Source organism: Cellulomonas sp. KU4C, from assembly GCF_056868065.1.
The window spans coordinates 2,852,886-2,866,632 of the sequence record NZ_CP200322.1; the positions used below are offsets into that span (position 1 = coordinate 2,852,886).

General features: G+C 73.3%; 12 protein-coding genes and 1 pseudogene. 9 read left to right on the forward strand and 4 right to left on the reverse strand.

What is annotated here, in order from left to right; translation table 11 throughout:
- The first annotated feature begins 5 nt into the window (after window positions 1-5).
- From uvrC to AC1VL8_RS13480, 9 genes and pseudogenes are all read left to right on the forward strand, one after another.
- On the forward strand, window positions 6-2,066 hold the full coding sequence (gene uvrC / locus AC1VL8_RS13440; protein WP_483075505.1) for an excinuclease ABC subunit UvrC: 2,061 nt from the start codon (window positions 6-8) through the stop codon (window positions 2,064-2,066).
- The gene (gene rapZ, locus AC1VL8_RS13445; protein WP_389228477.1) at window positions 2,063-3,010 is read left to right on the forward strand and encodes an RNase adapter RapZ; all 948 of its coding nucleotides are present in this window, start codon (window positions 2,063-2,065) and stop codon (window positions 3,008-3,010) included. The genes uvrC and rapZ overlap by 4 nt, the downstream gene beginning before the upstream one ends.
- On the forward strand, window positions 3,007-3,993 hold the full coding sequence (locus AC1VL8_RS13450) for a gluconeogenesis factor YvcK family protein (protein ID WP_483075506.1): 987 nt from the start codon (window positions 3,007-3,009) through the stop codon (window positions 3,991-3,993). The genes rapZ and AC1VL8_RS13450 overlap by 4 nt, the downstream gene beginning before the upstream one ends.
- Before the next feature lie 51 nt (window positions 3,994-4,044).
- Window positions 4,045-5,026: pseudogene (gene whiA, locus AC1VL8_RS13455) on the forward strand (DNA-binding protein WhiA).
- A gap of 224 nt (window positions 5,027-5,250) precedes the next feature.
- Window positions 5,251-6,255, forward strand: coding sequence for a type I glyceraldehyde-3-phosphate dehydrogenase (gene gap, locus AC1VL8_RS13460; RefSeq protein WP_389228486.1), 1,005 nt, complete (start codon window positions 5,251-5,253; stop codon window positions 6,253-6,255).
- A 136-nt stretch (window positions 6,256-6,391) separates the two neighbouring features.
- Window positions 6,392-7,582 carry a phosphoglycerate kinase gene (locus tag AC1VL8_RS13465; RefSeq protein WP_389228489.1) on the forward strand — a complete coding sequence of 397 codons (1,191 nt, stop codon included), beginning with the start codon at window positions 6,392-6,394 and terminating at the stop codon, window positions 7,580-7,582.
- A gap of 5 nt (window positions 7,583-7,587) precedes the next feature.
- Window positions 7,588-8,370, forward strand: a complete 783-nt coding sequence (gene tpiA / locus AC1VL8_RS13470) for a triose-phosphate isomerase (protein ID WP_483075507.1) — start codon at window positions 7,588-7,590, stop codon at window positions 8,368-8,370.
- A 209-nt stretch (window positions 8,371-8,579) separates the two neighbouring features.
- Window positions 8,580-8,822 carry a preprotein translocase subunit SecG gene (gene secG / locus AC1VL8_RS13475; protein WP_389228495.1) on the forward strand — a complete coding sequence of 81 codons (243 nt, stop codon included), beginning with the start codon at window positions 8,580-8,582 and terminating at the stop codon, window positions 8,820-8,822.
- A gap of 12 nt (window positions 8,823-8,834) precedes the next feature.
- Window positions 8,835-9,191, forward strand: coding sequence for an RNA polymerase-binding protein RbpA (locus AC1VL8_RS13480; protein WP_389228498.1), 357 nt, complete (start codon window positions 8,835-8,837; stop codon window positions 9,189-9,191).
- Window positions 9,192-9,345: 154 nt separating this feature from the next.
- Here the strand turns inward: AC1VL8_RS13480 and pgl are convergent, their stop codons facing one another.
- The 4 genes from pgl to tal are packed head-to-tail and all read right to left on the reverse strand — an operon-like array spanning window position 9,346 to window position 13,683.
- Complete coding sequence (gene pgl / locus AC1VL8_RS13485; protein WP_483075508.1) at window positions 9,346-10,116, reverse strand: 6-phosphogluconolactonase; 771 nt, start codon at window positions 10,114-10,116, stop codon at window positions 9,346-9,348.
- Entirely contained in the window at window positions 10,113-11,030 is a 918-nt protein-coding gene (locus AC1VL8_RS13490) for a glucose-6-phosphate dehydrogenase assembly protein OpcA (RefSeq protein ID WP_483075509.1), read from the reverse strand. Before AC1VL8_RS13490 ends, pgl begins: the two co-directional genes overlap by 4 nt.
- Window positions 11,027-12,568, reverse strand: coding sequence for a glucose-6-phosphate dehydrogenase (gene zwf / locus AC1VL8_RS13495; RefSeq protein ID WP_389228507.1), 1,542 nt, complete (start codon window positions 12,566-12,568; stop codon window positions 11,027-11,029). Before zwf ends, AC1VL8_RS13490 begins: the two co-directional genes overlap by 4 nt.
- Complete coding sequence (tal, locus tag AC1VL8_RS13500; protein WP_483075510.1) at window positions 12,565-13,683, reverse strand: transaldolase; 1,119 nt, start codon at window positions 13,681-13,683, stop codon at window positions 12,565-12,567. Before tal ends, zwf begins: the two co-directional genes overlap by 4 nt.
- Window positions 13,684-13,747 lie beyond the last annotated feature (64 nt).

A 13,747-nucleotide genomic window follows, 5' to 3' on the forward strand; every position in this document is an offset into this window, starting at 1 on the left:
TGCGCATGGCTGACCCCGCGACCTACCGCCCGGCGCCGGGGGAGATCCCGGACCAGCCCGGCGTGTACCGGTTCCGCGACGAGCACGGCCGGGTCATCTACGTCGGCAAGGCCAAGAGCCTGCGCCAGCGCCTCAGCTCGTACTTCCAGGACGTCGGCGGGCTGCACCCGCGCACCCACCAGATGGTCACCACGGCCGCGTCCGTGCAGTGGACCGTCGTGGGCACCGAGGTCGAGGCGCTGTCCCTCGAGTACTCCTGGATCAAGGAGTTCGACCCCCGGTTCAACGTCAAGTACCGCGACGACAAGTCGTACCCGTACCTCGCGGTGACGCTGGCGGACAAGGTGCCGCGCGTCCAGGTGATGCGCGGCGCCAAGCGGCCCGGCACCCGGTACTTCGGCCCGTACGCGCACGCGTGGGCGATCCGCGAGACCGTCGACCTGCTGCTGCGGGTGTTCCCGGTCCGGACCTGCTCGGCGGGCGTGTTCAAGCGCGCGCGGCAGCAGGGCCGCCCGTGCCTGCTCGGGTACATCGACAAGTGCTCCGCGCCGTGCACCGGGAAGATCTCGGAGGAGGACCACCACGTCCTCGCCGAGGAGTTCTGCGACTTCATGGCGGGGGACACCGCGCGGTTCACCAAGCGGCTCACCGCCCGGATGAAGGAGGCCGCGGCCGACCTCGACTTCGAGCGCGCCGCCCGGCTCCGCGACGACATCGCCGCGCTCCAGCGGGCCACCGAGAAGAACGCCGTCGTGCTGTCCGACGGCACCGACGCGGACATCTTCGCGCTGGCCGGCGACGAGCTGGAGGCCGCGGTCCAGGTGTTCCACGTCCGCGACGGCCGGATCCGCGGCCAGCGCGGCTGGGTGGTCGAGAAGGTCGAGGACGTCACCGACGCCGAGCTCGTCCAGCACCTGCTCCAGCAGGTCTACGGCGACGCGCCCGCGGGCGACGGCGCGACCGCCGGGTCCGTGCCCCGCGAGGTGCTGGTGCCGGTGCTGCCGCCCGACGTCGACCAGGTGCAGACCTGGCTGACCGGGCTGCGCGGCAGCCGCGTGCAGGTCCGGGTCCCGCAGCGCGGCGAGAAGCACGAGCTCGCCGCGACGGTGCTGAAGAACGCCGAGCACGCCCTGGTCCTGCACCGCACCCGCCGGGCCGGCGACCTCACCACCCGCAGCCTGGCGCTCCAGGAGATCCAGGAGGCCCTGGGCCTCGAGACCGCGCCGCTGCGCATCGAGTGCTACGACGTCTCGCACAACCAGGGCACCTTCCAGGTCGCGTCGATGGTCGTGTTCGAGGACGGGCTGGCCCGCAAGAGCGAGTACCGCCGGTTCAGCATCCGCGGGCCCGAGGGCACCGGTGCGCGCGACGACACCGCGGCGATGCACGAGGTCATCACCCGCCGGTTCCGCCGCTACCTCGCGGAGCGCGAGCAGGCCGGGGACCTCGAGATCGGCCTCGGCGAGGACCAGGTCGCCGCGGCGCTGGCCGACACCGACGCCGGACCCGTGCGGTCCGGTCCGGTCGACGAGACCACGGGCAAGCCGCAGCGGTTCGCCTACCCGCCGAACCTGGTCGTGGTCGACGGCGGACCCCCGCAGGTCGCCGCCGCCGCGGCCGCGCTCGCCGAGCTCGGGATCGACGACGTCGCGCTCTGCGGCCTGGCCAAGCGCCTCGAGGAGGTGTGGCTGCCGGGGGAGGACTACCCGGTGATCCTGCAGCGCTCCTCCGAGGGCCTGTACCTGCTCCAGCGCGTCCGCGACGAGGCGCACCGGTTCGCGATCACCGCGCACCGCAAGCAGCGCAGCAAGGGCATGACCGTGTCCGTGCTCGACGGGGTGCCCGGGCTCGGACCCGCGCGGTCGGCGGCCCTGCTCAAGCACTTCGGCTCGGTGAAGCGGCTCAGGGCCGCCACGGTCGAGGAGATCGCGTCGGTCCCCGGGATGGGCGAGCGGACCGCCGCGGCCGTCGTCGCCGCGCTGGCCGGGGAGTCGGCCGCGCCGGCGGGGGCCGCGCCCGCGCCGGTCACGCCGGGTGCCGGTCCGGCTGGCATGCTGGGGTCATGAGCGACGAGATCTCGCCGATCACGGTCCCCCAGGGCATCCCGGCGATCGAGGCGGCCACCGAGGCGCCCCACCTCCAGCAGCCCCACGTCCTGATCATCACCGGCATGTCCGGCGCGGGCCGCACCCGCGCGGGCGCCGTGCTCGAGGACATGGGCTGGTACGTCGTCGACAACCTGCCCGCGCAGATGCTCACGCACCTCGTCGGCATGCTCACCCACGGCGGCCCGCCCAGCGCGGACCTGCGGATCGCCGCGGTCGTCGACGTGCGCGGTCGGGAGTTCTTCGCGGACCTGCTGGCGGTGCTGGCCCAGCTGCGCGAGTCCGGCGTCGACTACCGGATCCTGTTCCTCGACGCCTCCGACGAGGTCCTGGTCCGCCGCTACGAGCAGGTCCGGCGCCCGCACCCGCTGCAGGGCGAGGGGCGGATCCTCGACGGCATCTCCGCCGAGCGCGCGCTGCTGTCGGACATCCGGGAGCGCGCCGACGTGCTGATCGACTCCTCGGAGACGAACGTGCACGAGCTCGGGCGGATCGTCCGGGCCGCGGTGTCCACCTCCGAGCAGGAGGACGTGCTGCGGGTCAACGTCATCTCGTTCGGCTTCAAGTACGGCATCCCGCTCGACGCGGACCACGTCGTCGACGTCCGGTTCCTCGCGAACCCGTACTGGATCACCGAGCTGCGGCACATGTCCGGCCGGGACGCGCCCGTGCGCGACTACGTGCTCGGACTGCCCGGCGCGCTGGAGTTCGTCGACCGGTACGTGGACGCCCTGGAGCCGGTCCTCGCGGGCTACCTCGCGGAGGAGAAGCGCTACGTGACCGTCGCGGTGGGCTGCACCGGCGGCAAGCACCGGTCCGTCGCGATCAGCGAGGCGATCGCCGAGCGGCTGCGCGCCCGCGGCCAGCGCGTCACCGTCGCGGCCCGGGACCTCGGCAAGGAATGACCGGGACGGGCGACCACCGGCCCGCGTTCGTCGCCCTCGGCGGGGGCCACGGCCTGTCCGGGACCCTGGCCGCGCTCCGGCGCGTCACCGACCGGCTGACCGCCGTGGTGACGGTCGCGGACGACGGCGGCTCCTCGGGCCGGCTGCGCGACGAGCTGGGCGTGCTGCCGCCGGGCGACCTGCGGATGGCCCTGTCCGCGCTCTGCGACGACTCCGACTGGGGCCGGACCTGGCGGGACGTGCTGCAGCACCGGTTCACCTCGGCGGGCGACCTCGACCAGCACGCCGTGGGCAACCTGCTGATCGTCGCGCTGTGGGAGCTGCTGGGCGACACCGTCGACGGCCTGGACTGGGTGGGCCGGCTGCTCGGCGCCCGGGGGCGGGTGCTGCCGATGGCGGCGGTCCCGCTGGCCATCGAGGCCGACGTCGTGCGCGCCGACGGGTCCACCGGCGTCGTGCGCGGTCAGAGCCAGGTGGCCGTGGCGCGCGACCGGATCGTCGCCGTCCGGCTGGTGCCCGAGCGCCCGCCGGCGCTGCCCGAGTCGGTCGCCGCGGTCGAGGCAGCCGACTGGGTCGTCCTCGGGCCCGGCTCCTGGTACACCTCCGTGATCCCGCACCTGCTGGTGCCCGACCTCGCGGCGGCGCTGCACCGGACCGCCGCCCGGCGGATCCTCGTGCTCAACCTCGACGCGGACGCCGAGACCGCGGGCATGGGGCCGTGCGAGCACCTGGACGCGCTCCGGCAGCACGCGCCCGACCTGCGGGTGGACGCCGTGATCGCCGACCCGGGCTCCGTGGACGACGTCGACGAGCTCGAGGCCCGGACCCGCGCCGCCGGCGGTCGCCTGCTGCTGCGCCAGGTGCGCCGCGGCGACGGCACCCCGCGCCACGACCCCCTGCGGCTCGCGGCCGCGATCAGCGACGTCGTCGAGGGGCACCTGGGTGACGTCGAGCCGCCGACCGGCCGGGGGAGCGCGCGGTGACGGAGCGCGGAGGCGGGTCCGGGCGCCCCCGGAGGATGGCAGGATGACGGCATGGCTCTGACGGCACAGGTGAAGGACGAGCTTGCGCGGCTCCAGGTCGACAAGACGTCGTGCCGGAAGGCCGAGGTGTCGGCCACGCTCCGGTTCGCGGGCGGGCTGCACATCATCTCGGGTCGCATCGTCATCGAGGCCGAGCTGGACACCGGCGCCGCCGCCCGGCGGCTGCGCACCGCCATCGCCGAGGTCTACGGGCACCAGTCCGAGGTGATCGTCGTGTCCGGCGGCGGGCTGCGTCGCGGCAACCGCTACGTCGTGCGCGTCGTCAAGGACGGCGAGTCGCTCGCGCGCCAGACGGGCCTGCTGGACAACCGCGGCCGGCCGGTCCGCGGGCTGCCCCCGCAGATCGTCGCCGCCGGTGCCCAGGAGGCCGAGGCGGCGTGGCGCGGGGCGTTCCTCGCGCACGGCTCGCTCACCGAGCCGGGCCGGTCGTCGGCGCTCGAGGTCACCTGCCCCGGGCCCGAGGCCGCGTTGGCCCTGGTCGGCGCCGCGCGTCGCCTGCAGATCTCGGCGAAGGCCCGCGAGGTGCGCGGCATCGACCGCGTCGTGATCCGCGACGGCGACGCGATCGCCGCGATGCTCGCGCGGCTCGGCGCCCACGACACGCTGCTGGTCTGGGAGGAGCGCCGCGTCCGGCGCGAGGTCCGGGGCACCGCGAACCGGCTGGCCAACTTCGACGACGCCAACCTGCGCCGGTCCGCCCGCGCGGCGGTCGCGGCGGGGGCGCGGGTCGAGCGCGCGTTCGAGATCCTCGGCGCGGAGCTTCCCGGAGCACCTGCGCGAGGCTGGCGAGCTGCGGCTCGCGCACAAGGAGGCGTCGCTGGAGGAGCTCGGCAAGCTGGCCGACCCGCCGCTGACCAAGGACGCGGTCGCCGGTCGGATCCGCCGTCTGCTCGCCACCGCGGACAAGCACGCCCAGGACCTCGGCATCCCCGACACGGAGTCGGGCCTCAGCCCCGACCTGCTCGACCTCTAGCCACGGCGGACCGGTCGCGTCCGCGCACCACGCGGCGCCCGGTCCGCGGCCAGACCTAGGTCCCTGCACCGGTGCCCGCTCGGGTATAGGCTGGAGGCCATCCGGAGACCTCAGGTGAGTCAAGTTCGTGTGACCGCAGGGTTTCCGGGAGCGCACAGCGGCGTGCGCAGTCCATCACCGCAACAGTGTGTGCCGGCCCTGCCGGCGCGTGCCGAGGAGGGCAAGTGACCATCAAGGTCGGCATCAACGGCTTCGGCCGCATCGGGCGCAACTTCTACCGGGCCATCGTGGCGTCGGGCGCCGACATCGAGATCGTCGGCGTCAACGACCTGACGGACAACAAGACGCTCGCGCACCTGCTCAAGTACGACACCGTGCTGGGCCGCTTCCCGCTGAGCGTCGGCTTCGACGACGACAACATCATCGTCGACGGCAAGAACATCCGCGCCCTCGCGGAGCGCGACCCGGCGAACCTCCCCTGGGCCGAGCTCGGCGCCGACATCGTCATCGAGTCGACCGGCTTCTTCACCGACGCCGAGAAGGCCAAGGCGCACATCGCCGCCGGCGCCAAGAAGGTCATCATCTCCGCCCCGGCGAAGAACGAGGACGCGACCTTCGTCATGGGTGTGAACCACACCGACTACGACGCCGCGACGCAGCACATCATCTCCAACGCGTCCTGCACCACGAACTGCCTGGCCCCGATGGCCAAGGCGCTCAACGACGCGATCGGCATCGAGCGTGGTCTCATGACCACGATCCACGCCTACACCGGCGACCAGAACCTGCAGGACGGCCCCCACAAGGACCTCCGCCGCGCCCGCGCCGCCGCGCAGAACATCGTCCCGACCTCGACCGGTGCGGCCAAGGCCGTGGCGCTCGTGCTGCCGGAGCTCAAGGGCAAGCTGGACGGCTTCGCGATGCGCGTGCCGACCATCACCGGCTCCGCCACCGACCTGACCTTCACCGCCTCGCGCGAGGTCACGGTCGACGAGGTCAACGCCGCGGTCAAGGCCGCTGCGGAGGGTCCCCTCAAGGGCATCCTGTCCTACGTCGAGGACGAGATCGTCTCCAGCGACATCGTCACCGACCCGCACCAGAGCATCTTCGACGCCAAGCTCACCAAGGTGTCGGGCGACCTGGTCAAGGTCGTGTCCTGGTACGACAACGAGTGGGGCTACTCCAACTCCCTCGTCGCCCTCACCAGCTACGTCGGCGAGCGTCTCTGACACTCGTCCGTCCGTAGCGACGGTCATGCGTCCGCGCACGCCGGGGTCGGCTCACGACCCCGGCGTCCGCGGACGCTGCCATGTAGGAGCCAGGGTCGTCGGCGACGTCGGCGGCACGGAAGCGAAGTAGGAGAGCATGAAGACCATCGAGGACCTCGGCGACCTGCGCGGCAAGCGCGTGCTGGTCCGTTCCGACTTCAACGTGCCGCTCGACGGCACGACCATCACCGACGACGGCCGCATCCGCGCCGCCCTGCCGACGCTGCAGCGCCTGCTCGGCGCCGGCGCCCGCGTCGTCGTGACCGCGCACCTCGGCCGCCCCAAGGGCGAGCCGGACGCGAAGTACAGCCTGGCCCCCGTCGCGGCCCGCCTGGGCGAGCTGCTCGGCCAGGACGTCACGCTCGCGCAGGACGTGGTCGGCGACTCCGCCAAGGCCACCGTCGCCGCGCTCGAGGACGGCCAGATCGCGCTGCTCGAGAACATCCGGTTCGACGCCCGCGAGACGTCCAAGGACGACGCCGTGCGCGGCGAGCTCGCGGACGAGCTGGCCCAGCTCGCCGACGCGTTCGTGTCCGACGGCTTCGGCGTCGTGCACCGCAAGCAGGCGTCGGTCTACGACGTCGCGCTGCGCCTGCCGCACGCGGCCGGCACGCTCGTGCTCGCCGAGGTCGAGGCGCTGCGCAAGGCCGTCGAGGACCCGGAGCGCCCCTACGTGGTCGTGCTCGGCGGCTCGAAGGTCTCCGACAAGCTCGGCGTCATCGCCAACCTGCTGACCAAGGCCGACAAGCTGCTGATCGGCGGCGGCATGATGTTCACCTTCCTCAAGGCCCAGGGCCACGAGGTGGGCGCCTCGCTCCTCGAGCAGGACCAGGTCGAGACCGTCAAGGGCTACCTCGCGCAGGCGCAGGAGTCGGGCGTCGAGATCGTCCTGCCCGTCGACGTCGTCGCGGCGGACGGCTTCGCGGCCGACGCCCCGCACGAGACCGTCGACGCGGACAAGATCCCGGCCGGCAAGATGGGCCTCGACATCGGCCCGAAGTCGGGCGAGCTGTTCCGCGAGGCCATCCTCGGTGCGAAGACCATCGCCTGGAACGGCCCGATGGGCGTCTTCGAGTTCGACGCGTTCGCGGCCGGCACCAAGGCCGTCGCGCAGGCGCTCGTCGACACCGACGGCTTCTCCATCGTCGGCGGCGGCGACTCGGCCGCGGCCGTGCGTCGTCTCGGCTTCGACGAGGCCGGCTTCGGCCACATCTCGACCGGCGGCGGCGCGTCGCTGGAGCTCCTCGAGGGCAAGACCCTCCCCGGCATCGCGGTCCTGGAGGCCTGATCCACATGGCACGTACCCCCCTGATCGCGGGCAACTGGAAGCTCAACCTCGACCACCACGAGGCCGTGCACCTGCTCCAGAAGCTCGCGTGGACCCTGAAGGACGCCAAGCACGACTTCTCGGACGTCGAGGTCGTCGTCCTGCCGTCCTTCACCAACATCCGCTCCGTGCAGACCCTGGTCGACGCGGACAAGCTGGCGATCGGCTACGGCGCCCAGGACGTGTCGCAGCACGCGTCCGGCGCCTACACCGGCGAGGTCTCGGCCGCGCAGCTCGCCAAGCTCGGCGTCACCTACGTCGCCGTCGGCCACTCGGAGCGTCGTGAGTACCACGGCGAGTCCGACGCGGTCGTCGCCGCCAAGGCCGTCGCGGCCTTCGGTGCGGGCATCGTCCCGATCGTGTGCGTCGGCGAGGGCCTCGAGGTCCGCAAGGCCGGCGAGCACGTCGCGTACACGCTCGCCCAGCTCGAGGGCTCGCTCGCCGGCGTCACCGCCGAGCAGGCGAAGACCGTGGTCGTCGCCTACGAGCCCGTCTGGGCCATCGGCACCGGCGAGGTCGCCACCCCCGAGGACGCCCAGGAGGTCTGCGAGGCCATCCGCGGCAAGCTCGCCGAGCTGTACTCGACCGAGGTCGCCGAGGCCGTCCGCGTGCTCTACGGCGGTTCGGTGAAGTCCGGCAACGCCGCGCAGATCATCGGGAAGGCCGATGTCGACGGCGCCCTCGTCGGCGGCGCGTCGCTCGACGCCGAGGAGTTCGCGAAGATCGCGCTCTTCCGCGCCGGCGCCTGACGCCACCGGCTCACCTCGGACGGGGTGCGCGCGTTCCTCGCGACCGTGCGCACCCCGTCCGACCCGGCGGTGGGGCCGACGACCGGCCTGTCGTGCTGGATTCCGGCGCGTCGCGTCGCCTACCCTGGACCCCGCACCGCCCGCTCCACCCCGTCACACCCCCGTCCCGGTCAGGGCCGGGTCCGCGAACCGAGAGAGTCAGACACGCCGTGACCGCCCTCACCATCGCCCTCCAGGTCGTCCTGGTCGGCGCGAGCCTGCTGCTCATCCCGCTCGTCCTGCTGCACAAGGGCAAGGGCGGCGGGCTCTCGGACATGTTCGGCGGTGGCATCACCAGCAGCGCCGGCAGCTCGGGCGTCGCCGAGCGCAACCTGAACCGGATCACCATCGGCGTGAGCCTGGTCTGGGCGATCGTCATCGTGCTGCTCGGCCTCGTCGAGCGCGTGAGCTGAGGAGCGACCAGCATGGCGAGCGGAAGTGCGATCCGGGGTTCGCGCGTCGGCGCGGGCCCCATGGGCGAGGCCGAGCGCGGCGACGCCGCCCCGCGGATCTGGATCTCGTACTGGTGCGCGAACGGCCACGAGACCCGGCCGAGCTTCGCCGAGGAGGCGGCCCTCGAGGCCCCCGAGACCTGGGACTGCCCGCGTTGTGGGTACCCCGCCGGCCAGGACGAGGCGAACCCGCCGTCCCCGGTCCGCAACGAGCCCTACAAGACGCACCTGGCCTACGTGAAGGAGCGCCGCTCAACCGAGGACGGGCAGGCCATCCTCGACGAGGCCCTGGCGTCGCTCCGTGCGCGTCGCGGCGGCGGGGTGCGCTGAGGCGTCCCCTTCCGACCCACGTCGTCGCCAGGCCCCGCAGCACGTCGCTGCGGGGCCTTGCGCGTGCCTGCGCGTCGGTCGAGCGGGACGAGGGCCCGGCAGCGTGTGCTGCCGGGCCCCCGGGGTCGTGCGTGGTGCGGCGCGCGGCCGCCGGTCAGGCCGCGCCGACCTCGGCCACCGCGGCCGCGTCGACGAGCCACAGCGTCGCGCGGGTGCCGCGTGCCCCCGCGGCGGGGGTCTGCTCGACCGGGGCGTCGGAGAGCGCGGACGCCACCGCGCCGGCCTTCTCCGCGCCCGCGGCCACGACCCAGACCTCCTGCGCGGCGTGGATGGCCTCGAACGTGAGCGAGACCCGCAGCGGCGGCGGCTTGGGGGAGCCGTGCACCCCGACCGTGGGGACGCCGGTCGTGCCGACGGCCTCGTGCCCCGGGAACAGGGACGCGACGTGCCCGTCCGGGCCCATGCCGAGCATGAGCACGTCGAAGGCCGGCACGTCGGACCCCTCGGGGGCGAACGCGGCGAGCTCGGCGGCGTAGGCGGCGGCCGCGTCCTCGGGCGTGGCGATGCCGGCCGCCTCGTCGAGGGCGCGCATCGGGTGCACGTTGGCCCCGGGGAGCGCGTCGCCGAGGGCGGAGATCAGCGCGTCGCGCGCCTGCGTCTCGTTCCGGTCGGGGTCGCCGTCGGCGAGGAACCGCTCGTCGCCCCACCACAGGTGCACGCCGGACCAGTCCACGGCGTCCCGCGCCGGGCTGGCCGCGACGGCGGCGAGGGTCCGGATGCCCACCGTGCCGCCGGTGAGCACGACGTGCACCGGGGCGGCGGCCGACTGCACGTCGACCAGCCGGGTGAGGAGGCGTGCGGCGGTGGCCTCGGCGAGCACGGTCGCGTCGGGGTGGACGAGGACGGTCCGGGGGGCGGCCGTCATGCGCCGACCTTCGTCATGCCCTTGCGCAGGACCTCGCCGTAGACCTCGTCGGCGTCCAGGCGGCGGAGCTCCTCGGCGAGGCACTCGCGCAGCTGGCGGATCGGCAGCGCGATCCGGTGCTCGGGCTGGTCGGGCTGGCGCAGCGCGGCGGTCTTGCCGTCGGGCCTGTCGAGCACGATCGGGCCGGACTTCCGCTCCAGGCGCACCTGGGTGATCGCGGGGGCGTCGGCCTGGCGCTCGATCTCCACCGGGCAGTTCAGCGCGTACGCGAGCCACGCGGCCATGAGGTCGACCGAGGGGTGGGTGCTCTCGCCCGAGACGACCGCGCGCTGCACGGGCTCGAACGGCGGCTGGTCCAGGGTCGCGGCGATCAGGCCGCGCCACAGGGTCGTGCGGGTCCACGCCAGGTCGGTGTCGCCGTCCGCGTACCCCTGGGCGAGTCGGCGCAGGGTGTCGGACGGGCGCGAGCACTCGGTGCTGTCGGTGATCCGGCGGCGGGCGAGCTGGCCGATCGGGTGCTGCGACGGGTCGTCCGGCGCGTCGTACGGCCACCAGGCGACGATCGGGGCGTCGGGCAGCAGCAGGGGGAGGACGAGCGTGTCGAGGTGCCGGGCCTGCGCCTCGGACGGGTGCAGGATGACGACCTCGCTCGCGCCGGCGTCGCCGCCGAGGCGGATCTGGGCGTCGAGCTCGGACTCCGCGCCCGGGCCCTTCTCGGTCAGCACGATGACGCGGCACGGGTGCTCACGGCTCGCGTCGTTGGCCGCGTCGATCGCCGCCTCGGGGTCGTGCGCGCCGACGTCGATGATGAGCGTCAGCACGCGCCCGAGGGCGACGGCACCGCCCTCGTCGCGCTCGTCGACCAGCCGCTTGTTGATGTCGCGGGTGGTGGTCTTGGGCAGGTCGATGATCACGGTCGCCTCCAGCTACGTCCGTCGCGCTCCATCATGCGGTCGGCCGACTCGGGGCCCCAGGTGCCGGCGCGGTACGGCTCGGGCTTGCCCTTGCTCGCCCAGTACGAGGTGATCGGGTCGAGGATCTTCCAGGACAGCTCGACCTCCTCGTGCCGGGGGAACAGCGGCGGGTCGCCGAGCAGCACGTCGAGGATGAGGCGCTCGTAGGCCTCGGGGGACGACTCGGTGAACGCGTGGCCGTAGCCGAAGTCCATCGTGACGTCGCGGACCTCCATCGCGGTGCCCGGGACCTTGGCGCCGAACCGCAGCGTCACGCCCTCGTCGGGCTGCACGCGGATGACGAGCGCGTTCTTGCCGAGCTCCTCGGTGGCGGTGGACTCGAAGGGCAGGTGCGGCGCCTTCTTGAACACGACGGCGATCTCGGTGACGCGGCGCCCCAGCCGCTTGCCGGTGCGCAGGTAGAACGGCACCCCGGCCCAGCGGCGGGTGTCGACGTCGACGCGGATCGCGGCGAACGTCTCGGTGGAGGAGTTGGGGTCGAAGCCGCCCTCGTCGAGGTAGCCGACGACCTTCTCCCCGCCCTGCCAGCCCGCGGCGTACTGCCCGCGCGCGGTGTGCTTGCCGATGTCCTTCGGCACGCGGACGGCGGAGAGGACCTTGATCTTCTCGGCCGTCAGGTCGTGCGCGTCGAACGTGACGGGCTCCTCCATCGCCGTGAGCGCGAGGAGCTGCAGGAGGTGGTTCTGGATGACGTCGCGTGCAGCGCCGATGCCGTCGTAGTACCCGGCGCGACCGCCGACGCCGATGTCCTCGGCCATCGTGATCTGGACGTGGTCGACGTAGTTGGCGTTCCAGATCGGCTCGAACAGCTGGTTGGCGAACCGCAGCGCCAGCAGGTTCTGCACCGTCTCCTTGCCGAGGTAGTGGTCGATCCGGAAGACGTCGTCCGGGTGGAACACGCTCGACACGACGTCGTTGAGCTCCTGCGCGGACTTCAGGTCGTGGCCGAACGGCTTCTCGATCACCACGCGCCGCCAGGCGTCCTCGACGGACTCCGACAGGCCGGAGCGGGCGAGCTGCTTGCACACGACGGGGAACGCGCTCGGCGGGACCGAGAGGTAGAACGCGTGGTTGCCACCGGTGCCGCGGGTGACGTCGAGCTCCTCGACGGTCTGGCGGAGGCGGTCGAACGCGTCGTCGTCGTCGAACGAGCCCTGGACGAACCGGATGCCCTCGGACAGCTGGCGCCAGGTCGACTCGCGGAACGGGGTGCGCGCGTGCTCCTTGACGGAGTCGTGCACGATCTGCGCGAAGTCCTGGTCCTCCCAGTCGCGCCGGGCGAACCCGGTGAGCGCGAAGCCGGGGGGCAGCAGGCCGCGGTTGGTGAGGTCGTAGACCGCGGGCATGAGCTTCTTGCGGGCGAGGTCGCCCGTGACGCCGAAGATCACCAGGCCGGAGGGGCCCGCGATGCGGGGCAGGCGACGGTCGCGCGGGTCCCGGAGCGGGTTGTGCTCGGCGGTGACCTTCGCGGGCCTCACGCGGTCACCTGCGCCAGGCCGTCGCGGACGGTGTCGAGCAGCTCGGCCCAGGACTTCTCGAACTTGTCGACGCCCTCGGTCTCGAGCGCGTCGGTGACCTCGTCGATGTGGATGCCGAGCGCGGCGAGGCCGTCGACGACCGCCTGCGCCTCGGCCTGGGTCCCGGTGACGGTGTCGCCGCGGAAGTCGCCGTGGTCGGCGACGGCCTGCAGCGTGGCCTCGGGCATGGTGTTGACGACGCCGGCGACGACGAGCTCGTCCACGTAGCGGGTGTCGGGGTAGGCCTTGTCCTTGACGCCGGTGGACGCCCACAGCGGGCGCTGCGGGTGCGCGCCGGCGGCGGCGAGCGCCTGCCAGCGGTCGCCCGCGACGACCTCCTCGTAGACGCCGTAGGCGAGCCGGGCGTTCGCGATGGCGGCCTTGCCGCGCAGCGCGGCGGCCTCGGGGGTGCCGATCTCGTCGAGCCGCGGGTCGATCGCCGCGTCCACCCGGGACACGAAGAACGACGCGACCGAGGCGATGGCCGCCAGGTCGTGCCCGTTCGCGCGGGCCTGCTCGAGACCCTCGACGAACGCGTCCAGCACGGCGCGGTACCGCTCGAGGGAGAAGATCAGGGTGACGTTCACGCTGATGCCGTCGGCGAGCACCTGCGTGATCGCGGGCAGCCCGTCGAGCGTCGCGGGGATCTTGATGAAGACGTTGGGGCGGTCCACGGTCGACCACAGGGCGCGCGCCGAGTCGACGGTGCCCTGGGTGTCGTGCGCCAGGCGCGGGTCGACCTCGATCGACACCCGGCCGTCCTGGCCCGCGGTCGCGTCGTAGACGGGCCGCAGCACGTCGGCGGCGTCCCGGACGTCGTCGGTCGTGATCGCGAAGACCGCGCCGCCCACGTCGGTGCCCTGCGCGGCGAGCTGCTTCAGCTGCTCGTCGTACGCGTCGCCCTTTGCGAGCGCGCTCGCGAAGATGGTCGGGTTGGTCGTGACGCCGACCACGCGCCGGTCGGACACGAGGCCCGCCAGGCCGCCGGTCCGCAGCCGCTCCCGCGACAGGTCGTCCAACCAGACCGCGACGCCCGCGTCGGCCACCTGGTCGAGCGGCGTGATGCCCTCAGTCATCGTCGTGCCACCTCACTTCTCGTCCCGATCGCCCGGGACGTCGACGGACGCGTACCCGGTCGGG

Coding starts and splice junctions, on each gene's coding strand:
- uvrC (WP_483075505.1), top strand. CDS start 6: ATGGCTGACCCCGCGACCTACCGCCCGGCGCCGGGGGAGATCCCGGAC.
- rapZ (WP_389228477.1), top strand. CDS start 2,063: ATGAGCGACGAGATCTCGCCGATCACGGTCCCCCAGGGCATCCCGGCG.
- AC1VL8_RS13450 (WP_483075506.1), top strand. CDS start 3,007: ATGACCGGGACGGGCGACCACCGGCCCGCGTTCGTCGCCCTCGGCGGG.
- AC1VL8_RS13465 (WP_389228489.1), top strand. CDS start 6,392: ATGAAGACCATCGAGGACCTCGGCGACCTGCGCGGCAAGCGCGTGCTG.
- tpiA (WP_483075507.1), top strand. CDS start 7,588: ATGGCACGTACCCCCCTGATCGCGGGCAACTGGAAGCTCAACCTCGAC.
- AC1VL8_RS13480 (WP_389228498.1), top strand. CDS start 8,835: ATGGCGAGCGGAAGTGCGATCCGGGGTTCGCGCGTCGGCGCGGGCCCC.
- pgl (WP_483075508.1), bottom strand. CDS start 10,116: ATGACGGCCGCCCCCCGGACCGTCCTCGTCCACCCCGACGCGACCGTG.
- tal (WP_483075510.1), bottom strand. CDS start 13,683: ATGACTGAGGGCATCACGCCGCTCGACCAGGTGGCCGACGCGGGCGTC.